Source organism: Pseudomonas putida (assembly GCF_009883635.2).
GTDB lineage: Bacteria > Pseudomonadota > Gammaproteobacteria > Pseudomonadales > Pseudomonadaceae > Aquipseudomonas > Aquipseudomonas putida_W.
This window is the reverse complement of the sequence record NZ_CP026115.2, coordinates 2,122,312-2,148,433: the sequence shown is the minus strand read 5'-3', so window position 1 is coordinate 2,148,433 and position 26,122 is coordinate 2,122,312. Positions and strand designations below refer to the sequence as shown.

Here is a 26,122-nt window from a genome sequence, read left to right as displayed (position 1 = left end):
CGAGGGGACTCTTAAAGGGCGGAAGCGGTGGCGAGGTCCTGGCGCTCGAGGGCGAGCGGTGCGGGTCCGGTCAATTTTACCCGTTCATGGGCCGCCAGCGACAGGGTGGCGCCGAGCACATTGGGGCGGATGGGCAGTTCGCCGGCATCCAGGTCGAGCAGGCAGACCAGGGTGACACTGGCCGGGCGGCCGTAATCGAACAGTTCGTTGAGTGCGGCGCGGATGGTGCGGCCACTCATCAGCACGTCGTCGATCAGCACCAGGTGTTGGCCTTCGACCTCGAACGGCAGTTCCGACGGGCGCACCTGCGGGTGGAGGCCGTTCTGGCTGAAATCATCGCGATAGAACGACACGTCAAGGGTGCCCAGCGGGCTGTGGTCGGCCATTTCCGCCTGCAGGGCCTGGGCAACCCAGACGCCGCCAGTGCGGATGCCGATGAAGCGCGGCTCGGTGATGTTGCGGCGGGCCAGATGGGCGCGAAGGTCGACAGCCATCTGCCGGATCAGGTCGGCGGGATTGGGTAGGCTCATTGCGTATCTCCTGGGGGCGCCGAGGGCGTTGTGATTGCCCCGACGTAAACGCGGGAAAAATCAGGTATTGGCCTCCAGCCAGCCTTGCAGCAGCAGGGCGGCGGCGATGGCGTCGACCGGGTTGTCACGGTAGCTGCCGCGCTGGCCGCCACGGGCCATGCGCTCGCCCTTGGCCTCGAAGGTGGTCAGGCGTTCGTCGTGGGTGTGCACGGGCAGGTTGAAGCGGCCATTGAGGCGACGGGCGAACTTTTCCGCGCGCTCGCTCATTTCGCTCGGCGTGCCGTCCATGTTCAGTGGCAGGCCGACGACGATGGCATCGGGCTTCCACTCATTGATGAGCTTTTCCACCTGAGCCCAGTCCGGCACGCCGTTCTGTGCCTTCAGGGTGCACAGCTCACGGGCTTGGCCGGTTACCACCTGGCCCACAGCGACGCCGATCTGTTTGCTACCGTAGTCGAAGCCCAGCAGCAGGCGTAGCTCAGCCATCAGGCGTGCCCCGCCTGGCTGGTCAGCAAGCTGAGGTTGATGCCCAGGCTGCGAGCTGCGGCGCCCAGGCGTTGTTCGCTGGCCATGGCGAAGAGGATGTCCGGGTCGAACGGGCAGTTGAGCCAGGCATTGTCGGCCAGTTCAGCTTCCAGTTGGCCCGCTTCCCAGCCGGCGTAACCCAGGGTAATCAGGCTTTGCTGCGGCCCCACGCCTTCGGCGATGGCGAACAGCACATCCTGCGAAGTGGACAGCGACAGGCCCTGCAGTTCGACGGTGGCCTGGTAGCTGCATTCGCTGCTGTGCAGGACGAAACCGCGGTCGGTCTGTACCGGGCCACCCTGGTAGATAGGGACCTGCAAGGTGCTGGCCGGTGGCATCTCGTTCGGGCGCAACTGCTCGAGAATGTCGGCCAGGTTCAGCTCCTGTGGTCGGTTGACCACCAGGCCCATGGCGCCATTGGCGTTGTGCTCGACGATGTACGTGAGGGTCTGGGCGAAGTTCGGATCGGCCATGTGCGGCATGGCGATCAGGAACTGATGCTTGAGGTAGCTCGGGGTGAGAGTTTTCATGGGGGATAGTGTGGCGCCAGGTGGCGAGGCTGACAAGGTGCGCAATTGTGTCGTCTGGTTGGTGACTGTCGTGAGGGTTTTGGCGCTCGGTATCCGCGCAACCACATCCGGCAAGCCCGGCGCCAATACTCAGTTGCTGGACAGGCGGTCGCCGCGGGCGAAGCGCCAGGTGCGGATGATCTCCAGCCGGTCGAACTCGGCCAGGTCGCCGGTAAACGGCGCAAAGGGCGCCGCCAGGCGCACGATGCGCTGGGCCGCCTGGTCCAGCACCGGCTGGCCGGACGACTCCAGCACCAGCACCTCGTACAGCGAGCCATCGCGGTTGATCGACACCATCATCCGCAAGTTGCCGTAGATCTGTTGCCGGCGTGCCTCGTCGGGGTAGTTGAGGTTACCCACCCGCTCGACCTTCTTGCGCCACTCTTCCTTGTACCAGGCGCCCTTGTCGCGCATGGTCGACGCCGCGTTGAGGCGGTGGATCTTCGGGCGCTTGGCGTACATCTGCTGTTCGTTGGACAGTTCCGCCTCAAGGCTGGCGATCTGGCTCGACAATTGCGAACTGTCGAAATCCGGCGTAGCCGCTGCCGGCTTGGGCTGTGGCTTGCTTTCCTTGGGCTTGGGCTCGATCTTCTGCGCTTTCGGCGCCTTGGTTGCCACGGCGGATTTCTCCGGCACGGGCGGTGGTGCTACTTCAGGCTTGGCGGCAGGCGGCGGGGTGACCTTGTTGATCTTGCTGTCCTGGAACGGCGCCACTTCGGTGGTGGTCGGCACCGCTTTCTTTTCCAGGGTGCCGCTGCCCTGCTGGTTGGCCTGGGCCTGGTAATCAGCCTTCTCCGGCGCTTTCTCGCTCTTGAAGGTGGCCAGGGTGATGTCCATGGTCTGGCGGATCTCGGCCGGTTTGACCACGGTAAAGCCCACGCCAAGGATCAGCGCCAGGTGCACCAAAGCAGCCAGGAACAAGGTAAAGCCAAGCCGGTCCACCGGGCGAACGCGCGGTGGCAGCAGGTCGGAAGGGATGTCGGCAGGCAGCGTCATCAGGTATCCAGCAACCGCAGGGCGGGGCAGCAGCTCAGTCGAAAAGGACCGGCATCATACCCCACTCCGCGCATTTGCTCCGCGTCGGCGGTCAGCGCGCCTTGAGCTGGCGATCAATGGCATCCATCAACCTGCCACCGATATCGGTGTTGTAGGCTGCGTCGATCTCGCGGATGCAGGTAGGGCTGGTGACGTTGATTTCGGTGAGGTAGTCGCCGATCACGTCGAGGCCGACGAACAGCAGGCCCTTAGCACGCAGGGTCGGGCCGACCTGGGCGGCGATCCAGCGGTCACGCTCGGTCAGCGGGCGGGCTTCGCCGCGGCCACCGGCAGCCAGGTTGCCACGGGTCTCGCCACTGGCGGGAATACGGGCCAGGCAGTAATCGACCGGTTCGCCGTCGATCATCAGGATGCGCTTGTCGCCGTCCTTGATGGCCGGCAGGTAGGCCTGGGCCATGATCTGCTGGGCACCCAGGGCGGTCAGGGTTTCTAGGATCACCGACAGGTTGGGGTCGCCGACCCGGTGGCGGAAGATCGACGTACCGCCCATGCCGTCCAGCGGCTTGAGAATCACGTCACCGTGCTGGGCCGCGAACTCGCGGATGATGTCCGGGCGACGGCTGACCAGGGTAGGCGGGGTGCACTGAGGGAACAGCGTGGCGAACAGTTTTTCGTTGCAGTCACGCAGGCTCTGCGGGCGGTTCACCACCAACACGCCTTCGCTCTCGGCCTGCTCCAGCAGGTAAGTGCTGTAGACGAACTCCATGTCGAACGGTGGGTCCTTGCGCATCAGGATCACGTTCAGGTCGGCCAGCGGGCTGTCCTGCTCTTCGCCCAGCTCGAACCAGTGCGCAGGGTCGGCGAATACTTTCAGCGGGCGCATGCGCGCACGGGCCTTGCCTTCGCCCTGGTACAGGTCGCGCTGCTCCATGTAGAACAGCTCCCAGCCGCGGGCCTGGGCGGCCAGCAGCATGGCCAGCGAGCTGTCCTTCTTGTAGGAGATGGACGCGATCGGGTCCATGACAATGCCGAGGCGAACGCTCATGGGGTGGTTCCTCTTGGCGGCCCGTGGCCGCAGTGAATCGAAAGAAAAGTGGCTCAGGGTGGCGCTGTGAACGCCGCGGGTCAAGGGGGTGGCAGATGGAACGGGCCCCCGGAGTGTGCTAAAAATGCCCTCAGCTTCAAGCGGCAAGCCATCCGTGGCTTCCGCCCACACAGTGCAGCGATGGTAGCGCGACTTATGGAACAGCCCCTGAAGGTGATGGTGATCGACGATTCCCGCACGATCCGCCGCACCGCGCAGATGTTGCTCGGCGAAGCGGGCTGCGAGGTGATCACCGCCAGTGACGGCTTCGATGCCCTGGCCAAGATCATCGACCACCAGCCACAGATCATCTTCGTCGACGTGCTGATGCCCCGTCTGGACGGTTATCAGACCTGCGCGGTGATCAAGCACAACAGTGCCTTCAAGGACATCCCGGTGATTCTTCTGTCGTCTCGCGACGGCCTGTTCGACAAGGCCCGCGGCCGGGTGGTCGGCTCCGACCAGTTCCTGACCAAACCATTCAGCAAGGAAGAACTGCTCGACGCGATCAGGGCCCATGTGCCTGGTTTCGCCGCGCCCGAATAACCCGCACCCTGACCGCGCCGCGCTGGCGCGGCCTTCAATTTCCTGATGGGGAAACAGCATGGCCCGCGTTCTGATTGTCGACGACTCGCCGACAGAGATGTACAGATTGACCGAATGGCTGGAAAAACACGGTCACCAGGTGCTCAAGGCCAACAACGGTGCCGACGGCGTGGCCCTGGCCCGCCAGGAAAAGCCCGACGCGGTGCTGATGGACATCGTCATGCCTGGCATGAACGGCTTCCAGGCCACCCGCCAGCTGAGCAAGGACCCGGAGACCAGTGCCATCCCCGTGGTGGTGGTGACCACCAAGGACCAGGAAACCGACCGTATCTGGGCTACGCGCCAGGGTGCCCGCGACTTCCTGACCAAGCCGGTGGAAGAGGACGCGCTGATCGCCAAGCTCAAAGAAGTGCTCGGCGCTTGACCACCCGCCCGCAGGGCGCGTCGTTGACCGCCTTCGAGCTGTTGCTGGACATTGACCGGCGCTGCCGCCTGCTGGCGGCCGACCAGCCGCTGCAGGACACCCGCCTGCAGCAGTGGAGCGGCATCGGCTTTCGCATCGCCGGGCAGTGGTTCGTCGCGCCGATGGGCGAGGTCGCCGAGGTGCTGCGCGAGCCGCGCAGTAGCCGCGTGCCTGGCGTGCAGCCGTGGGTGTGTGGCGTGGCCAACTTGCGCGGCCGGCTGTTGCCGGTGATGGACCTGAGCAGTTTCTTCGGCCTTGGCCCTGTTGCGCCAGGCAAGCAGCGGCGGGTGCTGGTGCTGGACCACGAAGACCTGTTCGTCGGCCTGTTGGTCGACGAGGTGCTGGGCCTGCAGCACTTCGCCCTGAGCAGCCTGGAACTGTCGCCACCGCAACCGCTGCTGCGGGCTGCTGCCCGCTTCGTGCAGGGGCACTTCCCGCGTGAACGCAACTGGGCGATCTTCAGCCCCTTCGCCCTGGCCCAAGCGCCGGGTTTTCTTGACGTGGCGCTATAGGATTTGCAAACGTGAACAAGCCGGCCACACCCGTCGCCCCCGCCAGCATGACCCCACGCACGCGCAGCATCGTGCAGATCACCGTGCTGTTCGTGATCCTGATCCTGTCGATCATCCTGTTGTTCGCCAACTTCGCCTACCTCAATACCCAGGCCAATCACGACAAACAGTACATCGGCCACGCCGGCGAGTTGCGGGTGTTGTCCCAACGCATCGCCAAGAACGCCACCGAGGCCGCAGCGGGCAAGGCCCTGGCATTCAAGCTGCTGTCGGATGCGCGCAACGATTTCGAGCGGCGCTGGGGCTACCTGCGCGAAGGCGACAAGTCCACCGGCCTGCCTGCGGCGCCGGCCGCGGTCCGCGATGAAATGGAGGCGGTGCGCCAGGACTGGGAAAACCTGCGCAAGAACACCGACACCATCCTGGCCAGCGAACAGACCGTGCTGTCGTTGCATCAGGTGGCGGCGACCCTCGCCGAAACCGTGCCGCAGCTGCAGGTCGAATACGAGAAGGTGGTCGAGATCCTGTTGCAGAGCGGTGCTCCGGCCAACCAGGTGGTCGTCGCCCAGCGCCAGCTGCTGCTGGCCGAGCGCATTCTCGGTTCGGTCAACACTGTTCTGGCCGGCGACGACACGGCGGCGCAGGCCGCCGATACCTTTGGCCGCGATGCCAGCCGCTTCGGCCAGGTGCTCGAGGGCATGCTGGGTGGCAACCCGGCCATCCAGGTGACCCGCGTCGAGGACGCTGATGCCCGCGCGCGCCTGGCGGAAATCGCCGAGCTGTTCCAGTTCGTGGCCGGTTCGGTCGATGAAATCCTAGAAACCTCGCCCGAGCTGTTCCGCGTGCGCGAAGCGGCCGGCAACATCTTCAGCCTGTCGCAAACGCTGCTCGATGAGGCCTCGCACCTGGCCAACGGTTTCGAGAACCTGGCCAGCGGCCGCACCCTGGATACCGTCGGGGGTTATGCGTTGGGCCTGCTGGCGCTGGCTTCGATCATCCTGATCGGCTTGGTGATGGTCCGCACCACCCACCGCCAGTTGCATGAAACCGCCGAAAAGAACGAACGCAACCAGCAGGCGATCATGCGCCTGCTCGATGAAATCGAAGAGCTGGCCGATGGCGACCTGACCGTCACTGTGTCGGTGACCGAAGACTTCACCGGCGCCATCGCCGACTCGATCAACTACTCGGTCGACCAGCTGCGCGACCTGGTGGCCACCATCAACCACAGCGCCGAGCAGGTCGCCGCTGCCGTGCAGGACACGCAGAACACCGCGCGCCAGCTGGCCAAGGCCTCGGAGCACCAGGCCGAACAGATCAGCGAGGCCTCCGAGGCAGTCGGCGACATGGTCGAATCGATCGACCGGGTTTCCGCCCACGCCTATGAGTCGGCCAAGGTCGCCGAGCGCTCGGTGGCGATCGCCAACAAGGGCAACGAGGTGGTGCACAACACCATCAACGGCATGGATAACATCCGCGAGCAGATTCAGGACACGGCCAAGCGGATCAAGCGCCTGGGCGAGTCTTCCCAGGAAATCGGCGACATCGTCAGCCTGATCGACGACATTGCCGACCAGACCAACATCCTGGCCCTCAATGCGGCGATTCAGGCCTCGCTGGCGGGTGAGGCCGGCCGCGGCTTTGCCGTGGTTGCCGACGAGGTGCAGCGCCTGGCCGAGCGTTCTTCCTCGGCGACCCGGCAGATCGAAGCGCTGGTGCGGACCATCCAGGCGGACACCAACGAGGCGGTGATCTCCATGGAGCAGACCACCGCCGAGGTGGTGCGTGGTGCGCGCCTGGCCCAGGATGCCGGCGTGGCGCTGGCCGAGATCGAGGGCGTATCGCAGAACCTCGCCGAACTTATCCACAGCATCTCCGATGCAGCCCAGTTGCAGACCTCCTCGGCGGGGCAGATTTCCCACACCATGGCGGTGATTCAGCAGATCACCGCGCAGACCTCCGCCGGCTCCGGCGCCACCGCCGACAGCATCCGCCACCTGGCTCGAATGGCTAGCGAGATGCGCCGCTCGGTCTCTGGTTTCACCCTGCCGGCTTCCGCCGAGCGAAGCTGAGGAAAACCCATGGCTTCTGCCGTCGTAAGCCCCGAGCGCCACGATACCGTGGCCCTGGCCTGGACCCGGGCCGCCATCCTCGATTGCCTGAGCCAGGCCCGTCAGGCCCTGGAGCGCTTTGCCGGCGAGACCGACGACTTGTCGATGCTGGCCTTCGTTGTGGATAACCTGCACCAGGTGCATGGCTGCCTGCGCATGCTCGAACTGCGCGGTGCCACACGCCTGGCCGAAGAACTGGAACTGCTGGCCAAGGCCTTGGCCGAGGGCCAGGTGAGCCCCCGCGGTGACTGCCTGGGGCCGTTGTTCCGTGGTCTGGAGCAATTGCCGTCGTATCTGGAGCGGTTGCGCGGCGCACGCCATGACCTGCCACTGGTGATGCTGCCGCTGCTCAACCAGCTGCGTGCCTGCCGTGGCGTCGAGCCGCTGGCCCAGGCCAGCCTGATCAGCGGCGCCGCGCAGCGCTTTGCCGGTTCCGATGACCTGGCCAACCTCGACTTGTCGCTGGGAAACTGGCGGGAACAGATGCAGGCCGGGCCGGGGCGTGACGCTCTGCGCTCGGTGGTCAGCGCCCTGTGCGACGACCTGATGCGGATCAAGGAGCGTCTGGACCAGTTCGTGCGCGGCGACCGCCAGCACAGTGAAGAGCTGGAGGCGCTGCTCGCGCCATTGCGCCATGTTGCCGACACCCTGGCAGTGCTGGGCTTCCAGCAACCTCGCCGGGTGATCATCGACCAGGTGCTGGCGCTGCAGGCTTTGGCCCAGGGTGAGCGTACGGCGGACGACGCGGTATTGATGGATGTGGCCGGCGCTCTGCTGTATGTGGAGGCCACGCTCAATGGTATGGTCCTGCCACTGGAAGAAGGCGGGCAGGGCGGCCTGCCCGGTTCCGACCTGGCCGAGATTCGTCAGTTGGTGTTGCACGAATCACTGTCTGTGCTGCAGCAGGCCAAGGACCTGATCGGCGATTGCCTGGAGTCCGGCTGGCCGCGCCAGCGCCTGCAGCCACTGCCGGGGCTGTTGCAGCAAGTGCGCGGCGCGTTGGCGATGCTGATGCTGCCGGCCGCTGCCGAAGTGTTTGCCGGCTGCGCAGGCTATGTGCAGGGCTGGTTGCAGCATCTGGAAGTGGAGCCGCCGGCGGACGAACTGACCCACCTGGCCGACTCCCTCAGTGCCGCCGAATGCTACTTGCAATGGCGCGTCGCCGACCCGCTGGCCGATGCTCAACCGTTCCTCGACATGGCCCGTGCCAGCCTGACGAAGCTGGGTGTGCAGTGCATCCATGCGGACCAGTCCCAGGCGCAGGATGGCAGCGATGGCATCGATGATGAATTGCGTGAGGTGTTCCTCGAAGAGGCCGGCGAGTTGCTGCCGGAAATCGAGCGCCACTGGCTGCGCTGGCGTGCCGACAATAGCCTGCGTGACGCCCTGATCGAAGTGCGCCGCGACCTGCATACGCTCAAGGGCAGCGGGCGCATGGTGCATGCCGAGGCGGTGGCCGAACTGGCGTGGGGCGCTGAGCACCTGCTCAACCGGGTGCTGGAGGGGCGTATCGCCCTGACCCCGGAGGGCGCGGTGGCGTTGCAGCAGGTGTTCGTCCATCTGCCGGACCTGCTGGCAGACTTTGCAGCTGGCCAATTGCCGCAATTGACCGAGATCGAACAACTGGCGAGCCACCTGCACGCCCTGGCCGAGAACGACACCCCGGTCAACGCCGACATCGATGGCCTGGACCCACAGCTACTGGATATCTTCCGCAACGAAGCACAAGGCCACCTGGCCAGCCTGGAAGGCTTTCTGCAGGGCGCCGACGGCCAGGGCAGAGAAGTCAGCGACAGCCTGCAGCGCGCCTTGCACACCCTCAAGGGCAGCGCTGCCATGGCCGGCGTCATGCCGATCGCCGAGCTGGCTACTGCCTTCGACCGCCTGGTGCGCGAGTACCGGGGGCACCAGCTGCCGTTGCAGGCTGCGGAGATGCAATGGCTGCAAACAGCCCATGGTCTGTTCCTGCAGGCCTTGGCACAGCTGGGCAGTACGCCGTTGGCCGCCATCCCGGGTGCGGCCCAGCTGATCGAGCAGGTCGGCGAGGCCGTTGATCTGCGCCTGGCCAGCCTGCATGCCGAGCCTCAGCACACCCGGCATGGCAAACGCGACCCGCAGCTGATCGCCAGTTTCCTGGCCCAGGCCATGGATATCCTGCTGGATGCCGAGTCGCTGCTGTCACGTTGGCAACAGCAGCCCGGTCAGCGCGAGCCGCTGGATACCTTGCTCGATGAGCTGACCAGCCTTGGCCACGCTGCGCACCTGGCCGACCTGTGGCAGATGGATACCGTCTGCGAAGCGCTGCTCGACCTCTACGGCGCCGTGGAAGAGGGCAGCCTGGGCGCCAGCCCGCGCTTCTTCACCATTGCTCAGCAAGCCCATGAAGCCCTGCTGGACATGCTCGACGAAGTGGCTGCCGGGCAGGAAATCAGCCCCCGGCCTGACTGCGTCGACGCCCTGCGCGAACTGTTGGATGGCGCGCTGGCTCCGGGGGCTACCGGCCTGGTAAGCCCTGATGCGGTAACGCCGCTAACCGGCGCGCTGGAGCACGATGACGAGCCCGACAGCCCAGGCGACAAGGAATTGCTGGAGGTCTTCCTCGAAGAAAGCTCGGACATCGTCGAAAGCGCCGCCGCCGCCCTGGCGCGCTGGCAGGCCGACCCGCGCAGCAGCGTCGAGGTGGAGAACCTGCTGCGGGACTTGCATACCCTCAAGGGCGGTGCGCGCATGGTCGAGATCAGCGCCATCGGCGACCTGGCCCATGAACTGGAATTCCTCTACGAACTGCTCGCCGCCGGGCGCCTGCCGCCGAGCGCGCCGCTGTTCGCGCTGCTGCAGAACTGCCATGACCGCCTGGCGCACATGCTCGACGCCGTGCGCCTGGGCCAGCCGTTGCATGCCGCTACCGCGCTGATCGACTACATCCGCAACTTCAGCAGCGCCGCGCTGACCGACAGCGCTGCCGGCCAGGCCCCGGCCGACACAGCACCCGCCGAAGTACCGGCTGCGGCACCGGAGCGGGCGCCGGGCGACATGGTCAAGGTCGACGCCGAGCTGCTCGACGACCTCGGCAACCTGGCCGGTGAGCATTCAATCATTCGTGGCCGTATCGAACAGCAGGTCAACGACGCGCAGTTCGCCCTCAACGAGATGGAAACCACTCTGGAGCGCATGCGCGACCAGCTGCTGCGCCTGGACATCGAGACCCAGGGGCGAATCAGCAGCCGACAGGCGTTCGAGGGGGATGCCTACGAAGATTTCGACCCGCTGGAGATGGACCGCCATTCGCAGCTCCAGCAGCTGTCGCGGGCACTGTTTGAGTCGGCCTCCGACCTGCTCGACCTCAAGGAAACCCTCACCCAGCGCGCCCAGGAAGCCTACAGCCTGCTGCAGCAACAGGCGCGGGTGAACAGCCAACTGCAGGAGGGCCTGACCGCGACCCTGATGGTGCCGTTCGAACGTCTGGTACCGCGCTTGCAGCGGGTGGTGCGTCAGGTGGCCAGCGAGCTGGGCAAGCAGGTCGAACTGGTGGTCGGCAACGCCGAGGGCGAGCTGGACCGCAGCGTGCTCGAACGCATGGTCGCGCCCTTGGAGCACATGCTGCGCAATGCCGTCGACCATGGCCTGGAAGCGCGCGAGGTACGCCTGGCCGCGGGCAAGCCGGAGCAGGGCACCATTCACCTGAACTTGTTGCATGAGGGCGCCGACATCGTCATCGAGATGACCGACGACGGCGCCGGTGTGCCGCTGGAGGCGGTACGGCGCAAGGCGATCAAGCGCGGCCTGCTGGACCCGCAGGCACAGCTGAGCGATCACGAGATCCTGCAGTTCATCCTGCGCCCAGGCTTTTCCACGGCAGAGAAGATCACCCAGATTTCCGGGCGCGGCCTGGGCATGGACGTGGTGCACGAAGAGGTCAAGCAACTGGGCGGTTCGATGACCATCGAGTCGGCCCAGGGCAAGGGCGCGCGCTTCCTGATCCGCCTGCCGTTCACCGTGTCGATCAATCGGGCCTTGATGGTGCACCTGGGCGAGGAGCAGTACGCCATTCCGCTCAACACCATCGAGGGCATCGTGCGCGTGCCGCCTGCCGAGCTGGCCGCCTGTTACCAGCTGGACGCGCCGCGTTATGTGTATGGCGGCCACGAGTACGCCTTGCGTTACCTGGGCGAACTGCTGCAAGGGCTGCCGCGCCCGGTGCTGTTGGGGCAGAGCGTGCCGTTGCCGGTGTTGCTGCTGCACTCCCAGGAGCAGTCGTTCGCCATCCAGGTGGACAGCCTGTCGCCGAGCCGTGAGATCGTGGTGAAGAGCCTTGGCCCGCAGTTCGCCGCCGTGGCGGGCTTGTCGGGTGCGACCTTGCTCGGTGATGGCCGGGTGGTGCTGATCCTCGACCTGCTGGGCCAGCTGCGTGGCCAGCAGCGGCGGCTGGCGCGTCTGCCCGGTGGCAGCGGGGTGCAGCGAACCTTGTTCGGCCCGGCACCACGGCGGGCCACGCTGGTGATGGTGGTGGACGACTCGGTCACCGTGCGCAAGGTCACCAGCCGCCTGCTGGAACGCCATGGCATGAGCGTGATGACGGCCAAGGATGGGGTCGATGCCATGGCCCTGCTGGAAGAGCACCGCCCTGATGTGCTTTTGCTGGACATCGAAATGCCGCGCATGGATGGCTTCGAAGTGGCCACCCGCATTCGCCGCGACGAGCGTCTGAAAGACGTGCCGATCATCATGATCACATCGCGCACCGGGCAGAAGCACCGCGACCGTGCCATGGCCATTGGCGTCAACGATTACCTGGGCAAACCCTATCAGGAGTCGGTGTTGCTGCAGAGCATCGCCCACTGGAGCCAGACCCATGCTTGAACTGATTGCAGGGCAACGCAGCAGCCTGACCGGCCTGCTGCTGCCGCTGGGTGACCGCACCCTGGTGTTGCCCAACGTCGCCGTGGTCGAACTGATCGGCCAGCGCAACCTGGTGTGTGAACCCGGCAACCCGGCCTGGCACCTGGGGTGGATCGACTGGCGGCAGCAGCATTTGCCGTTGATCGGTTTCGAGGCAGCTTGTGGTGGTGAGACGCCCTGTGGCGAGCGGGCGCGGATCGTCGTGTTGAATGCGCTGGGAGACACCGGCTTGCGCTACCTGGCCGTGCTGCTGCAGGACATTCCACGCTCGTGCAAGCTGGACAGCCAGCTCAATTATGTGGACGTGCCGCTGGGCAGCCTGGAGCTGGCCGCCGTGCAGGTGGGCGAACAGGTGGCGCGGGTGCCGGACCTGGCCGGGCTGGAAAGATTGGTGCGTGACGCTGAACTGCAACCTGCCCTTGGGTAGGATGAGGCAGGAATGAACCCTGTCATGAACCCAGCCCGCTTCGGGAGGTCTGTGTTTGCATGTACTACGGTGAACGCTTCAATGCCTGGACCCACCTGGTCGGTGCCGTCCTGGCCTGTATTGGTGCCATCTGGCTGATCGTCGTCGCGGGCCTGCAGGGTGACCCCTGGAAGATCGTCAGTTTCTCCATCTACGGCAGCACCTTGCTGTTGCTCTACAGCATTTCCACTCTCTACCACAGCACCCGCGGGCGGGCGAAGGTGATCATGCGCAAGCTCGATCACCTGTCGATCTACCTGTTGATCGCCGGCAGCTACACCCCGTTCTGCCTGGTGAGCCTGCGCGGACCCTGGGGCTGGAGCCTGTTCGGCGTGGTCTGGGGGCTGGCGGTGATCGGCATGTTGCAAGAGATCAAGCCGCGCTCGGAGGCGCGCATCCTGTCGATCATCATCTATGCGGTGATGGGCTGGATCGTGCTGGTGGCGGTCAAGCCACTGCTGAACAGCCTTGGCACCGCCGGCTTCACATGGCTGGCGGCCGGCGGTGTGTTCTACACCGTGGGCATCATCTTTTTCGCCCTCGACAGTCGGCTGCGCCATGCACATGGCATCTGGCACCTGTTCGTGATCGTCGGGAGCCTGATGCACTTCGTGGCCGTGTCGCTGTACGTGCGTTAGCTTTTTGTTTACGAGAAATCACCCCACAACTGCTGCGCTACCGACAGCGCCACCACCGGCGCTGTCTCGGTACGCAATACCCGCGGCCCGAGGCGTGCGGCATGGAAGCCGGCGGCCTTGGCCTGTTCGACTTCCGCCTCGCTCAGGCCACCTTCCGGGCCGATCAGGAACGCCAGCGTTGCCGGCTTGTCATGGCTGGTCAATGGCTCGGCGACCGGGTGCAGGACCAGTTTGAGGTCGGCTTCGGTGCCCTTGAGCCATTCGGCCAGGGTCACTGGTGGATGAATGACCGGCAGGGTCGAGCGGCCGCATTGTTCACAGGCGCTGATCGCCACTTGGCGCCAGTGGGCCAGGCGCTTGTCGGCACGCTCGTCCTTCAGGCGCACTTCACAGCGCTCGCTGACAATCGGGGTGATTGCGTTGGCGCCAAGCTCGGTGGCCTTCTGGATCGCCCAGTCCATGCGCTCGCCGCGGGACAGGCCCTGGCCGAGGTGGACCTGAAGCGGTGAGTCGGGCTGGCCGGCGAGGGCCTGGTCGAGGCTGACGCGTACGGTCTTCTTGCCGACTTCGAGCAGTTGGCCGAGGTATTCCTGGCCACTGCCATCGAACAGTTGCACGGCGTCGCCGGGGGCCATGCGCAGGACGCGGCCGATGTAGTGGGCCTGGGCTTCGGGCAGGTCGTGCTCGCCAAGGCTCAGGGGGGCGTCGATGAAGAAGCGGGACAGTCTCATGGGGTGCTCGTCAAAAAAGGTGTACTCGGCCCTTTGTGGGAGCGGCCTTGTGTCGCGAAAGGGGCGCGAAGCGGCCCCAGGTTCTTAGCTTCGCAGCGGTTATGTGTCGGGGCGAGCGGTTTTAGCCCGGGTCGCGGAAGTCGGGGTGGAAGTTGGCCGGTACGGCGACGCTGACGCTGTCGCGGGTGGCGATGTCGATGCCTTCGCTGGCTACTTCGGCGAGGAAGTCGATCTGCTCCGGGGTGATCACGTACGGCGGCAGGAAGTACACCACGCTGCCCAGTGGGCGCAGCAGGGCGCCGCGGGTCAGGGCGTGCTCGAACACCTTCAGGCCACGCCGCTCCTGCCACGGGTAGGCAGCCTTGGTCGCCTTGTCCTGGACCATTTCGATGGCCAGGGCCATGCCGGTCTGGCGGATTTCGGCGACGTGGGCGTGATCGGCCAGGTGCGCGGTGGCGCTGGCCATGCGCGTGGCCAGGGCCTTGTTGGCCTCGATTACGTTGTCCTGTTCGAAGATGTCCAGCGTCGCCAAGGCAGCGGCGCAGGCCAGCGGGTTGCCGGTGTAGCTGTGCGAGTGGAGGAACGCGCGCAGGGTCGGGTAATCGTCGTAGAAGGCCTGGTACACCTTGTCGGTGGTCAGGCAGGCGGCCAGCGGCAGGTAGCCACCGGTCAGCGCCTTGGACAGGCACAGGAAGTCCGGGCGGATGCCGGCTTGCTCGCAGGCGAACATGGTGCCGGTGCGGCCGAAACCGACGGCGATCTCGTCGTGGATCAGGTGCACGTCATAACGGTCGCAGGCTTCGCGCAGCAGCTTGAGGTACACCGGGTGGTACATGCGCATGCCACCGGCGCCCTGGATCAGCGGTTCGATGATCACCGCCGAGATCGTTTCGTGGTGTTCGGCCAGGGTCTGCTCCATGACTGCGAACAGGTTGCGCGAGTGTTCTTCCCAGCCCATGCCCTCGGGGCGCAGGTAGCAGTCGGGGCTTGGCACCTTGAGGGTGTCGAGCAGCAGCGCCTTGTAGGTCTCGGTGAACAGCGGCACGTCGCCCACCGACATCGCGGCGATGGTCTCGCCGTGGTAGCTGTTGGTCAGGGTAACAAAGCGCTTTTTCGCCGGTTTGCCGATGTTCTGCCAGTAGTGGAAGCTCATCTTCAACGCCACTTCGATGCACGACGAACCGTTGTCGGCATAGAACACCCGGTCAAGCCCGGCGGGGGTCATGGCGACCAGGCGCTCGGACAGCTCGATCACCGGCTGGTGGCTGAAGCCGGCGAGAATCACGTGCTCCAGCTGGTCGACCTGATCCTTGATGCGCTGGTTGATGCGCGGGTTGGCGTGGCCGAACACGTTGACCCACCAGCTGCTCACGGCATCCAGGTAGCGCTTGCCGTCGAAGTCCTCGAGCCACACGCCCTCACCGCGCCGGATCGGGATCAGTGGCAGCTGCTCGTGGTCTTTCATCTGGGTGCAGGGGTGCCACAGGACTTTGAGGTCGCGTTGCATCCACTGATCGTTGAGGCCCATGGGCACTTCTCCTGGCTTACTGCCTGCTTTGACCGCGTAAGCCTAAGCAAAGCCAGGGGGCAGGACAACCGCTAGTGCTCAATGGCGACAGGTGCGGGTCCATTCCAGGCGGCGAATGTGCACGGTGCCAGCCTGTGAGGTGGAAATGGTCAGGCGGCGAAAGGGGCCATCGATGACCTGGTGATAGGGTTGGGTGGAGATCGGGCCCGGCCGGAAATCGGTAAAGCCGCTACCGGAGAGGGTAAGCCAGTAGAAGTTGCGCGGGACCGGGGCAATCAGGTCCATGTCGTAGCCGTCGGTATCCAGCAGCATCTGCACATCGTCGAAATACTGGTCGCTGACGACGTAGTACTCCAGCCGCAGGCATTCGACTTCCTGATTGAAGGAGATCTCCACGTCACTGTGCTCGCCAATCACCAACTCGGTGCCGTCATCGCCTTTGAAGGCTTCGTGCAGACCGGTCCAGGAGGTACCGTTGGAGCGGATTTTCAGGCCTGAGGGGGTGTGTACAGTCTGGTTGTGCCACAAGAATTGCCTTTCTACCTGCGCGAAATGCTCCTCATAGGTCATGGTGCAGCTCCTTTTGTCGGTTTTTTCAGCCACCTTCGCCAGCTTCACCTAGTGGCCAGAGGCCTGGCTACTGACAAAAATGTCAGTTGCCAAAGGCACTTGATATCGCTGTGCTGGCAGGGTCCAGATACCTGACGTATTCTTAACGCATCGACTCTCGGGGCACTCCCGCCTCTTCCCATTCTGCTTTTTCAACTCGGAGTTCGCCGACATGGCTGCTGCTTGGGTGCGCCTGTGCGCGTTGGTATTGATCGGTGTGTCCAGCGGCGCCGCGCTGGCAAAGGACAAGACACCGTCGGCAATCGTGGTGGGTGGCGGCCTGGCAGGCCTGACCGCAGCCTACGAACTGCAAAATAAAGGCTGGCAGGTCGCCCTGCTGGAGGCCAAGTCGGGCATGGGTGGGCGATCTGGCCTGGCCACCAGCGAGTGGATCGGCAACGCCAAGGCACAGCCGGTGCTCAATCAGTACCTCGACCGTTTCAAGCTTGAAACACTGCCCGCGCCAGAATTTGTGCGTACGCCGGGTTACCTGATCGACGGCGAGTACTTCAGCGCCACCGACCTGACTGCCAAGCAGCCGGCCACCGCCGAAGCACTCAAGCGCTACGAGAAGACCCTCGACGACCTGGCCCGTTCGATCGATGACCCGCTCAACCCGCAGGCGAACAGCACCTTGTTCGCCCTCGACCAGATGAACGTGTCCACCTGGCTCGACAAGCTGCAGTTGCCGACCACAGCGCGTCAGCTGATCAACCAGCAGATCCGCACCCGCTATGACGAGCCATCGCGCCTGTCGCTGCTTTACTTCGCCCAGCAGAACCGCGTCTACCGTGGCGTCAGTGATCGCGACCTGCGTGCCGCGCGCCTGCCTGGCGGCAGCCCGGTGCTGGCCCAGGCATTCGTCAAGCAGTTGAAGACCATCAAGACCAGCTCGCCGGTCACAGCGATCGTGCAGGACAAGGATGGCGTCACGGTCAAGGTCGGCAGCACGGACTACAAGGCCGATTACCTGGTGATGGCGGTGCCACTGCGGGCGCTGGCCAAGATCCAGATCACCCCAGGCCTGGACACTCAACATGTGGCAGCGCTGCGAGGCACCAACTACGGCTGGCGCGACCAGTTGATGCTCAAGTTCAAGCAGCCGGTCTGGGAAAGCCGCGCGCGCATGTCGGGTGAAATCTTCAGTAACGCCGGCCTCGGCATGCTGTGGATCGAGCCGGCGCTCAAGGGCGGTGCCAACGTGGTGATCAACCTCTCGGGTGACAATGCGCGCCTGCTGCAGGCCTTTGGCGACAAGCAGATGGTCGACCAGGTGCTGATCCGCCTGCATGCGTTCTATCCACAGGCCCGTGGTGCGTTCACCGGTTATGAGGTCAAGCGCTACAGTGTCGACGCCGGCACCGGTGGCGCCTACCTGGCTTACGGCCCTGGGCAGATCAGCAAGTACTGGCGCCTGTGGGAGCGCCCGGTGCAGCGCATCACCTTTGCCGGTGAGCACACCGATGCGCTTTACCCAGGCACCCTCGAAGGCGCCCTGCGCAGCGGCCAGCGTGCAGCCAGCCAGGCTCAGGACCTGCTTGCGGGCAAGTCGTTCGACCCGGCCAAGGCTGCGACCGTCGCAGCTGCGGCGACAGCGGGTGCAGCAGTGGCGAAGAAGGAAAGTGGCGGCGGGTTCTTCTCGCGCCTGTTCGGTGGTAGCGACAAGCCTGAAGTGAAGACTGCGCCGGTTGCCAAGGCTGAGGAAGCCGCACCAGCGCCGGCACCGGCTCCTGCTGCCGCCCCCGCTATCCCTGCACCTGCAGTCGTTGCCAAGGAAGAGCCGGCCAAGCCCGCCGCGACCAAGGCAGCACCGGCCAAGCATGCACCGGCACACAAGTCTGCGGCGAAGCAGGCGAAAAAGCCGGTCGAGCCGAAGAAGGCCACAGTCAAATCCGAGCCGGTAAAGAAACCGGTGACCAATACCCAGGCGCAGGCTAACTGATACCAGTGCCGGCCCCCTCCCGGGTTTACCCGCGAAGGGGCCGGCACTGGAAACCGCTAACTCTCCGACTATTGTTAATGTTTCCTTAATAGGAAACTCACACACTAATCATCGTATTTTTCGATAAAACAAAGCAGTTTTTTAAGCTTTTATTCGATACGTTACGCGTTAGTCTGTGCACAGCTTTCACGGGGAACCACGTCATCATGCAACTGCGCAATTCACCTTCTCGCTATGGCGTGGTCAGCATCGTCCTGCACTGGGGCGTTGCACTGGCAGTCTTCGGTCTGTTCGGCCTGGGCCTGTGGATGGTCGGTCTCGACTACTACGACCCTTGGCGCAAGGCTGGCCCGGACCTGCACAAGAGCATCGGCCTGGTGTTGCTGGCGGTGATGCTGCTGCGTGTGGTCTGGCGTTTCATCACCCCGCCACCGCCGGCTCCGGCCAACCATGGGGCATTCACCCGCATGGCGGCCAAGCTGGGGCATCTGGCGCTGTACCTGGGGCTGTTTGCCGTCATGATCGCCGGTTACCTGATTTCCACTGCCGACGGCGTCGGTATTCCAGTGTTCGGCCTGTTCGACGTGCCGGCACTGATCAGCGACCTGCCCGACCAGGCGGACGTGGCCGGCGTGATTCATCTGTGGCTGGCATGGGGCCTGGTGATCTTCGCCGTGCTGCATGCCCTGGCCGCCTTGAAACACCATTTCATCGACCGTGACGCGACCCTGACTCGCATGCTGGGCCGCAAAGCTTGACTCTCAACCTCAATTGCATAGGAAGGAAGTAAGGATGTTGAAAAAGACTTTTGCCGCTCTGGCGCTCGGTACCGCTCTGTTCTCCGCCGGCCAGGCCATGGCTGCCGAGTACAAGATCGACAAGGAAGGCCAGCACGCGTTCGTCGACTGGAAGATCAGCCACCTGGGCTACAGCTTCATCCACGGCACCTTCAAGGACTTCGATGGTAAGTTCACTTGGGATAGCGCCAAGCCTGAGGCCAGCAAGATCGAAGTCGATGTCAAAACCGCCAGCCTGTGGTCGAACCACGCCGAGCGTGACAAGCACATCGCCAGCAAGGACTTCCTGGACGTCGCCAAGTACCCGGATGCCAAGTTCGTCTCCACCGCCGTCAAATCGACTGGCGAGAAGACTGCTGACGTGACCGGCGACCTGACCCTGCACGGCGTGACCAAGCCAGTCACCTTCAAGGCTACCTTCAACGGTGAGGGCAAGGACCCGTGGGGCGGCGAGCGCGCTGGCTTCAACGCAATCACCACGGTGAACCTGAACGACTTCGGCATCAAGGGCCCAGGCCCGACTTCGCAGACCCTGGACCTGGACATCAGTGTCGAAGGTGTGAAGCAGAAGTAAGCATTCCCCACGCAATGAAAAACGCCGCCCATTGGGCGGCGTTTTTTTATGCCTGATGTGCGACTCAGCCCTTGCGGGTGAGCAGTGCAGGGCGCTCACCGCGCGGGCGGCTCGGCAGATCGTCTAGCTGCTCTGGCGTTGGGTAACGGTCGAGCTTGGATTCCTTGCGGATGATCACTGGCTGGTGCTGTTCGCGGGTGCTGCGTACTGCCGGCTCCTGACGCGCTGCATCGTCACGCCCGGCCGAACGGTTGCGGCCACCGCCATTGTTGTCACGACGGGCGCCGCCACCGTTGTTGTTGCGTGGGCGCTTGTCGCCGCTGGCGCTGCGCTGTTGGCCGCCAGCATTGCGGCCCTGGCCTTGGCCACCGCCACTGTTGCTGCGCTGGCCGCTGCCCTGGCTTTGACCCTGACCTGCACCACCTGGACGGCGGTTGCGGCCTTGGCCTTTACCGTTCTGGTAAGGGCTGACGTAGTCGGCGCGGTTACCGAAGTTGTCGACATCGTCGTCCAGGAATTCTTCCGGGTCACGATCGGCTGGCGCTTTCGGTGCGGAATTGCTGCTGGCCTGTTGCTGCTGGCGTGGCTTCTTGTCACGCGGCTTGCGCTGCTGCTGCTTGTCGCCGGACTTTTCCTTGTCGGCCGGCTTGTCAGCGGCCTGCTGCTTGGCCTTGCCTTTGTCCTTGCCCTTGTCCTTGCGGCCGCCGTTGGCGTCTTTGCTGCCTTCGCCGCGGGCCTGCTGCTGGTTGCGGCCGCCGCGGCCGTTGTTCTGCTGGCGCTCACGCACCTCAGGCTTTTCAGCTTCTACCTGGCTGGCATCGAAGCCCATCAGGTCGCCGTCCGGGATCTTCTGCCTGGTGACCCGTTCGATGCTCTTGAGCAGCTTTTCTTCATCCGGCGCGACCATGGAGATGGCCTCGCCCGAGCGCCCGGCACGGCCGGTACGGCCGATGCGGTGCACGTAGTCTTCTTCGACGTTCGGCAGCTCGAAGTTGACCACGTGGGGCAGCTGGTCGATGTCCAGGCCACGGGCGGCGATGTCGGTGGCTACCAGCACGCGCACACTGTTGGCCTTGAAGTCGGCCAGGGCCTTGGTGCGGGCGTTCTGGCTCTTGTTACCGTGGATCGCGGCAGCGGTCAGGCCGTGCTTTTCCAGGTATTCGGCCAGGCGGTTGGCGCCGTGCTTGGTGCGAGTGAATACCAGTACCTGCTCCCAGGCACCCAGCGTGATCAAGTGCGCCAGCAGGGCACGCTTGTGGCTGGCGGGCAGGCGGTAGACGCGCTGCTCGATACGCTCGACGGTGGTGTTCGGCGGGGTGACCTCGATGCGCTCCGGGTTGTGCAGGAGCTTGTCGGCCAGGTCGGTGATGTCCTTGGAGAAGGTCGCCGAGAACAGCAGGTTCTGGCGCTTGGCCGGCAGGCGGGCGAGGACCTTTTTCACGTCATGGATGAAGCCCATGTCGAGCATCCGGTCGGCTTCGTCCAGGACCAGGATTTCCACGTGGGCAAGGTCGACCTTGCCTTGGCCGGCCAAGTCGAGCAGGCGCCCCGGGCAGGCGACGAGCACGTCGACACCCTTGGCAATGGCCTGGATCTGCGGGTTCATGCCGACGCCACCAAAGATGCAGGCGCTGACCAGTGGCAGGTCGCGGGCGTACACCTTGAAGCTGTCGTGTACCTGGGCGGCGAGTTCACGGGTCGGGGTCAGGACCAGGACCCGCGGCTGGCGCGGGCCATGACGCTGAGATTTGTCGGGGTGGCCGGCCGGGAACAGGCGCTCGAGGATCGGCAAGGCGAAGCCGCCGGTTTTACCAGTACCTGTCTGTGCGGCGACCATCAGGTCGCGGCCTTGCAACACGGCGGGAATGGCCCGCTGTTGCACCGGGGTCGGCTGGGTGTAGCCCGCTGCCTCGATAGCGCGGACAAGAGCCTCGGAGAGTCCGAGGGAAGCAAAGGACATGGGCAATCCTGTTCTCGTGGGGGCTGGGCCCGTTGGGATATTCTGCCTGGCGCGACGGGCATCCAAGGGATGCGATCGCGTCCGGTCCAGCTGGGCTTTCACTGCACATCCGGGAAGCGGAGGGTGGACGCAAAGTTGCGTCGATGCCGATCGGGATGCCTGTTGCGAGGCCGAGCGTCCGGGCGTGAGCCGGGCGGGAAGGCCCGAGTATAACAGAGCTAACGCAGCGTGCTGCTTTCCTGCTGCTCAACGGCGCCGGCAAGATTGCCAGTGTCGCCGATGTAGTGTTGGATAATCGCCTCGAACGCCGGTTCCTGCTTGAAACGACGCAGTTCTTCGGCAAACGCCTCGGCCAGTTGTTCGCGCCCGGGTTTGCGCGCAAGGCCCAGGTATTGCGCCTGACGGCTGATGACCAAGGGCAGCTCTTCGACCTGCTGTTCGAGGCCAAGCTGCTTGCGCAGGTAACGCCCGACCAGACGGTCGGTGACCAGCAGATCGATGCGCCCCCGAATGAGTTTGCCGAAATTGGCTTCGTGGCTCGGTGCGGTTTCGCGGCGGAACGCCTGGGATTCATTGAACGCTTTGTCGTAGGCGTAGCCCGGCGACGTGCCTACGGTCAGGCCGCTGAGGTCATCCAGCTGGCGGATGGCATGGCGCCGGTCGCTGGCCTGAAACAGCACGAACTCGACATCGGACATGGGTTCTGTCGGGTAGACCAAATACGCCTTGCGCGATTCAACCTGGAAAATGTCCATCACGCCGTCAGCTTGGCCCTGTTCCACCAAGGCCAGGCAGCGCTTCCACGGCAGGAACTGCCAGTCCACCTCGACACCCAGGCGTCGGAAGACCTCGGTGGTGACTTCGTAGTCGATACCTTTGGCCCGGCCACCATCGCGATACACATAGGGCGCCCAGTCGTCGCTGACCAGGCGCAGCCGCTCGCCCAGCGCCATCGGGCTCAGGCAGGCGAGCAGCAGGATGCACAGCAATTGGGCGATGTGGGGCATGGCGCGAGATTACGCGCTCACCAGGGGCAAGGCCAGTGAAGATGGAAGCCCCCGGTGCCAGCCTCAGCGATGGGAAGAACGCAGCAGGTGTGCCTCGATTTCCTTGCGCCGGCCACCCAGTGACAGGCGCAGGCTCGGGTGACGCAGGCACTGGCGCAGTTGCTCGGGCTCGATGCGCCCGTGGCGCTCGTTGAGGTTTTCCAGCGCCTTGTCCCACCATGCCGATGCACAGGCGCGATCGAACTCGTTGGAATAGGGGTAGCAGCCATACAGCAGCTCGCGTACGAACTGGCGCTCGCGGCTGGGCATGGTCAGGCTCAAGGCCTTGTAGCCCAGGCGCTGCAAGGTCGGTGGGCGTGGCAGTTGGTCGTTGACCAATGCCACATCGGCAAGCGCCGCCGCACCTAGCGGGTTATCGCCGTGCTTGCGCAACCAGGCCTGGATCTTGGCGCGGAACTGGGCCTTGCGGCTCCAGTAGTGGTGGATCACATCGGTGCACTCGGCCAGTTCCATCTTGCGGTAAGCGGCCACCGCCAGGCAGAACTCTTCCAGGGTATAGGCGGTGCGCGCCAACGGGTAGAACTCGTCCATCATGGCAATGGAGCGGTCCAGCACGTCGGTATCCTCGGCACACAGGCCGATTACGCCCGAGTTGACCAGCGGCATCTGGCAGTCGGCCAGGCCGCGCGACTCGAGAATGCCGAGCAGGTTCGTGTACAGCAGGCACTGCTGATTCGCACCGTAGCGCGCGCCGATGGCGTTGCACAGCAGCGTGCCGGGGTTGACTCGCTGGAACAGTTGCAGCGGCGATTTGCGGAAAAAGGTATCGGTGTCGATCAGCACGGCCTGAGGATGTTGCTGCAGCACCTGGCGCAACAGCACGTGCTTGCTGCGGAAGTGATAGCCGTGGGGCTGGTTCCAGGCCTTGCGGGTAGCTTCGTCGAGCAGATGAACGGTTACTGGCAGTTTGCTGTAGGGCTCGGCATTGTCGGTATAGACCTGGATGTCGATGGCCTGAGTGGCACTGCCCTTCAGGTGCGCGAGGGCACTGACGATGCTGAAGCAGGCTTCTTGATGATAGGTGGCGGGGCCGAACGCCAGGTACACGAGCTGAGGGCGAGATGGCAGGAAATGTTGCATTGCGAACGACACCTATCAGGGCCAGAAAGTAAATAAGGCCCTAGTCTACGACTAAAGCCTTAATTGTTTCTGAATCCGATGATGCCAAAAAGTTTCAGCGTGGCAGTTTCAGATTGTTCCAGATAGCCAGGCTCGCCTCGGCCTGGTTGAGGGTGTAGAAGTGCAGGCCCGGCGCGCCGCCTTGCAGCAGTTGCTCGCACATGCGGGTGATGACTTCTTCGCCAAAGGCCTGGATGCTCGCGGTATCGTCGGCGTAGGCTTCCAGCTGCTTGCGGATCCAGCGCGGGATCTCGGCGCCGCAGGCATCGGAGAAACGCGCCAGTTTGCTGTAGTTGGTGATCGGCATGATACCGGGCACCACCGGGATATCCACGCCCATTTTCTGTGCACGCTCGACGAAGTAGAAGTAGCTGTCGGCGTTGAAGAAGTACTGGGTGATGGCGCTGTCGGCACCGGCCTTGACCTTGTGCACGAAGTTGCCCAGGTCGGCTTCGAAGTTGCGCGCTTGCGGGTGCATTTCCGGATAGGCGGCAACTTCCAGGTGGAAGTGGTCGCCGGTTTCCTGGCGAATGAACTCGACCAGATCGCTGGCATAGCGCAGCTCACCACTGGCCATGCCCATGCCCGATGGCAGGTCGCCACGCAGGGCGACGATGCGCTTGATGCCGGCGGCCTTGTACTCGGCCAGCAGGGCGCGCAGTTCGTCTTTGGTGTCGCCGACGCACGACAGGTGCGGCGCGGCAGGAATCTTCACTTCGCTTTCCAGCTGCAGCACGGTGTTCAGCGTGCGGTCGCGGGTAGAGCCGCCGGCACCGTAGGTGCAGGAGAAGAAGTCCGGGTTGTACGCGGCCAGCTGGCGAGCTACGCCCATCAGCTTTTCGTGACCGGCGTCGGTCTTGGTTGGGAAGAACTCGAAACTGTAACGGCGATCTTGGGACATCAGGCGTTCCTCGAGCAGCAAGCCTCTGGCAGCAAGCTGCAAGTAAAAGCCAGATCGGTGATGGCCGATCTGGCTTGGGCATCGTTCAGGTTTCGGCGTTGAAGCGTGTCGCTCCAAGCCTGCCGCTTAGTAGCGGTAGGCGTCCGGCTTGAACGGGCCTTCGACGGTCACGCCGATGTACTCGGCCTGTTGCGGAGTCAGCTGGGTGACCACGCCACCGAAACCGCGGACCATTTCCAGGGCCACTTCTTCGTCGAGTTTCTTCGGCAGCACTTCCACGGTCAGGCGCTCGGCCTTCTTGGCAGCTGGCAGTTCAGCGAACTTCTGCTCGAACAGGAAGATCTGCGCCAGCACCTGGTTGGCGAACGAACCGTCCATGATGCGGCTTGGGTGGCCAGTGGCGTTGCCCAGGTTCACCAGGCGGCCTTCGGCCAGCAGGATCAGGTAGTCGTCGTTCTGCGGGTCGAAGGTGCCAGCGCCAGTGCGGTGGATCTTGTGAACCTGCGGCTTGACCTCTTCCCATGCCCAGTTCTTGCGCATGAAGGCGGTGTCGATTTCGTTGTCGAAGTGGCCGATGTTGCAGACCACGGCACGCTTCTTCAGGGCCTTGAGCATGTTGGCGTCGCAGACGTTGACGTTACCGGTGGTGGTGACGATCAGGTCGATGCGGCCCAACAGGTCGGCATTGATGCCGGCTTCGGTACCGGTGTTGATACCGTCCTTGAACGGCGAAACGACTTCGAAGCCGTCCATGCAGGCTTGCATGGCGCAGATCGGGTCGACTTCGGTGACCTTGACGATCATGCCTTCCTGACGCAGCGACTGGGCCGAGCCCTTGCCCACGTCACCATAGCCGATTACCAGGGCCTGCTTGCCCGACAGCAGGTGGTCGGTGCCGCGCTTGATGGCATCGTTCAGGCTGTGACGGCAGCCGTACTTGTTGTCGTTCTTGCTCTTGGTGACCGAGTCGTTGACGTTGATCGCCGGGACTTTCAGCTCGCCCTTGGCCAGCATGTCCAGCAGGCGGTGCACGCCAGTGGTGGTTTCTTCGGTCACGCCGTGGATCTTTTCCAGCATGGCCGGGTATTTCTTGTGCAGGATTTCGGTCAGGTCACCACCGTCGTCCAGCACCATGTTGGCGTCCCAAGGCTGGCCATCTTTCAGGATGGTCTGCTCGATGCACCACTCGTACTCCTGCTCGGTTTCACCTTTCCAGGCGAACACAGGAATGCCGGCGGCGGCAATGGCGGCAGCGGCCTGGTCCTGGGTGGAGAAGATGTTGCACGACGACCAGCGAACTTCGGCGCCCAGGGCGACCAGGGTCTCGATCAGCACGGCGGTCTGGATGGTCATGTGGATGCAGCCGATGATCTTGGCGCCCTTGAGCGGTTGCTCGGCTTGATACTTGCGGCGCAGGCCCATCAGTGCCGGCATTTCCGATTCGGCGATGATGACTTCCTTGCGGCCCCAGTCGGCCAGGGAAATGTCGGCGACCTTGAAGTCGGAAAAACCAGCAGGCGTGTTTACAGCGCTCATGAGAGCCTCCATTCGTAGT

At 64.2% G+C, this 26,122-nt stretch carries 23 protein-coding genes; 10 read left to right on the top strand and 13 right to left on the bottom strand.

The window, feature by feature from the left end; genetic code table 11:
* Positions 1 to 11: 11 nt before the first annotated feature.
* From pyrR to gshB, 5 genes are all read right to left on the bottom strand, one after another.
* The gene (gene pyrR / locus C2H86_RS09850) at positions 12 to 530 is read right to left on the bottom strand and encodes a bifunctional pyr operon transcriptional regulator/uracil phosphoribosyltransferase PyrR (RefSeq protein WP_159412408.1); all 519 of its coding nucleotides are present in this window, start codon (positions 528 to 530) and stop codon (positions 12 to 14) included.
* Between the two features lie 60 nt (positions 531 to 590).
* On the bottom strand, positions 591 to 1,016 hold the full coding sequence (gene ruvX / locus C2H86_RS09845) for a Holliday junction resolvase RuvX (protein ID WP_159412407.1): 426 nt from the start codon (positions 1,014 to 1,016) through the stop codon (positions 591 to 593).
* A complete protein-coding gene (locus C2H86_RS09840; RefSeq protein WP_159412406.1) occupies positions 1,016 to 1,585 on the bottom strand; it encodes a YqgE/AlgH family protein in 570 nt (189 codons plus the stop codon). The genes ruvX and C2H86_RS09840 overlap by 1 nt, the downstream gene beginning before the upstream one ends.
* Before the next feature lie 129 nt (positions 1,586 to 1,714).
* Positions 1,715 to 2,620, bottom strand: coding sequence for an energy transducer TonB (locus C2H86_RS09835; protein ID WP_159412405.1), 906 nt, complete (start codon positions 2,618 to 2,620; stop codon positions 1,715 to 1,717).
* Between the two features lie 91 nt (positions 2,621 to 2,711).
* Positions 2,712 to 3,665: a glutathione synthase gene (gene gshB / locus C2H86_RS09830; protein ID WP_159412404.1), complete on the bottom strand. Its 954-nt coding sequence runs from the start codon at positions 3,663 to 3,665 to the stop codon at positions 2,712 to 2,714.
* 195 nt (positions 3,666 to 3,860) lie between these two features.
* Between gshB and pilG the strand changes: the two genes are divergently transcribed.
* Genes pilG through trhA form a run of 7 tightly spaced genes read left to right on the top strand, consistent with a single transcriptional unit; the run spans position 3,861 to position 13,339 of the window.
* Positions 3,861 to 4,250, top strand: a complete 390-nt coding sequence (gene pilG, locus C2H86_RS09825; RefSeq protein ID WP_159412403.1) for a twitching motility response regulator PilG — start codon at positions 3,861 to 3,863, stop codon at positions 4,248 to 4,250.
* Positions 4,251 to 4,308: 58 nt separating this feature from the next.
* Positions 4,309 to 4,674, top strand: a complete 366-nt coding sequence (gene pilH / locus C2H86_RS09820; RefSeq protein ID WP_060509717.1) for a twitching motility response regulator PilH — start codon at positions 4,309 to 4,311, stop codon at positions 4,672 to 4,674.
* A complete protein-coding gene (locus C2H86_RS09815) occupies positions 4,671 to 5,225 on the top strand; it encodes a chemotaxis protein CheW (protein ID WP_159412402.1) in 555 nt (184 codons plus the stop codon). The genes pilH and C2H86_RS09815 overlap by 4 nt, the downstream gene beginning before the upstream one ends.
* 47 nt (positions 5,226 to 5,272) lie before the next feature.
* Positions 5,273 to 7,297, top strand: coding sequence for a methyl-accepting chemotaxis protein (locus C2H86_RS09810; RefSeq protein ID WP_240349713.1), 2,025 nt, complete (start codon positions 5,273 to 5,275; stop codon positions 7,295 to 7,297).
* 9 nt (positions 7,298 to 7,306) lie between these two features.
* Complete coding sequence (locus C2H86_RS09805) at positions 7,307 to 12,196, top strand: hybrid sensor histidine kinase/response regulator (protein WP_159412400.1); 4,890 nt, start codon at positions 7,307 to 7,309, stop codon at positions 12,194 to 12,196.
* On the top strand, positions 12,189 to 12,662 hold the full coding sequence (locus C2H86_RS09800) for a chemotaxis protein CheW (protein WP_159412399.1): 474 nt from the start codon (positions 12,189 to 12,191) through the stop codon (positions 12,660 to 12,662). Before C2H86_RS09805 ends, C2H86_RS09800 begins: the two co-directional genes overlap by 8 nt.
* 59 nt (positions 12,663 to 12,721) lie before the next feature.
* A complete protein-coding gene (gene trhA / locus C2H86_RS09795) occupies positions 12,722 to 13,339 on the top strand; it encodes a PAQR family membrane homeostasis protein TrhA (RefSeq protein WP_159412398.1) in 618 nt (205 codons plus the stop codon).
* An 8-nt stretch (positions 13,340 to 13,347) separates the two neighbouring features.
* On the opposite strand, the gene C2H86_RS09790 is transcribed toward trhA, so the two are convergent.
* The 3 genes from C2H86_RS09790 to C2H86_RS09780 form a co-directional block, all read right to left on the bottom strand.
* On the bottom strand, positions 13,348 to 14,070 hold the full coding sequence (locus tag C2H86_RS09790; protein ID WP_159412397.1) for a 16S rRNA (uracil(1498)-N(3))-methyltransferase: 723 nt from the start codon (positions 14,068 to 14,070) through the stop codon (positions 13,348 to 13,350).
* A 121-nt stretch (positions 14,071 to 14,191) separates the two neighbouring features.
* Positions 14,192 to 15,598: an adenosylmethionine--8-amino-7-oxononanoate transaminase gene (locus C2H86_RS09785; RefSeq protein ID WP_159412396.1), complete on the bottom strand. Its 1,407-nt coding sequence runs from the start codon at positions 15,596 to 15,598 to the stop codon at positions 14,192 to 14,194.
* A 78-nt stretch (positions 15,599 to 15,676) separates the two neighbouring features.
* Positions 15,677 to 16,168, bottom strand: a complete 492-nt coding sequence (locus tag C2H86_RS09780) for a hypothetical protein (protein ID WP_159412395.1) — start codon at positions 16,166 to 16,168, stop codon at positions 15,677 to 15,679.
* A 211-nt stretch (positions 16,169 to 16,379) separates the two neighbouring features.
* Here C2H86_RS09780 and C2H86_RS09775 point away from each other — a divergent pair, with 211 nt between their 5' ends.
* The 3 genes from C2H86_RS09775 to C2H86_RS09765 all read left to right on the top strand — a co-directional run bounded on the left by C2H86_RS09775 (position 16,380) and on the right by C2H86_RS09765 (position 19,520).
* Positions 16,380 to 18,149: a flavin monoamine oxidase family protein gene (locus tag C2H86_RS09775; protein WP_159412394.1), complete on the top strand. Its 1,770-nt coding sequence runs from the start codon at positions 16,380 to 16,382 to the stop codon at positions 18,147 to 18,149.
* 206 nt (positions 18,150 to 18,355) lie between these two features.
* Positions 18,356 to 18,907, top strand: coding sequence for a cytochrome b (locus tag C2H86_RS09770; RefSeq protein ID WP_103445976.1), 552 nt, complete (start codon positions 18,356 to 18,358; stop codon positions 18,905 to 18,907).
* Positions 18,908 to 18,941: 34 nt separating this feature from the next.
* A complete protein-coding gene (locus tag C2H86_RS09765; protein WP_159412393.1) occupies positions 18,942 to 19,520 on the top strand; it encodes a YceI family protein in 579 nt (192 codons plus the stop codon).
* A 64-nt stretch (positions 19,521 to 19,584) separates the two neighbouring features.
* On the opposite strand, the gene C2H86_RS09760 is transcribed toward C2H86_RS09765, so the two are convergent.
* The 5 genes from C2H86_RS09760 to ahcY form a co-directional block, all read right to left on the bottom strand.
* Complete coding sequence (locus C2H86_RS09760; RefSeq protein WP_159412392.1) at positions 19,585 to 21,480, bottom strand: DEAD/DEAH box helicase; 1,896 nt, start codon at positions 21,478 to 21,480, stop codon at positions 19,585 to 19,587.
* Positions 21,481 to 21,698: 218 nt separating this feature from the next.
* Positions 21,699 to 22,487 (bottom strand): substrate-binding periplasmic protein, encoded by a 789-nt coding sequence (locus C2H86_RS09755; protein WP_159412391.1) that lies wholly within the window; start codon positions 22,485 to 22,487, stop codon positions 21,699 to 21,701.
* Between the two features lie 63 nt (positions 22,488 to 22,550).
* Positions 22,551 to 23,627 carry a hypothetical protein gene (locus C2H86_RS09750; RefSeq protein WP_159412390.1) on the bottom strand — a complete coding sequence of 359 codons (1,077 nt, stop codon included), beginning with the start codon at positions 23,625 to 23,627 and terminating at the stop codon, positions 22,551 to 22,553.
* A 94-nt stretch (positions 23,628 to 23,721) separates the two neighbouring features.
* Entirely contained in the window at positions 23,722 to 24,567 is an 846-nt protein-coding gene (gene metF / locus C2H86_RS09745; protein ID WP_159412389.1) for a methylenetetrahydrofolate reductase [NAD(P)H], read from the bottom strand.
* Positions 24,568 to 24,693: 126 nt separating this feature from the next.
* On the bottom strand, positions 24,694 to 26,103 hold the full coding sequence (gene ahcY, locus C2H86_RS09740) for an adenosylhomocysteinase (RefSeq protein ID WP_099815603.1): 1,410 nt from the start codon (positions 26,101 to 26,103) through the stop codon (positions 24,694 to 24,696).
* Positions 26,104 to 26,122 lie beyond the last annotated feature (19 nt).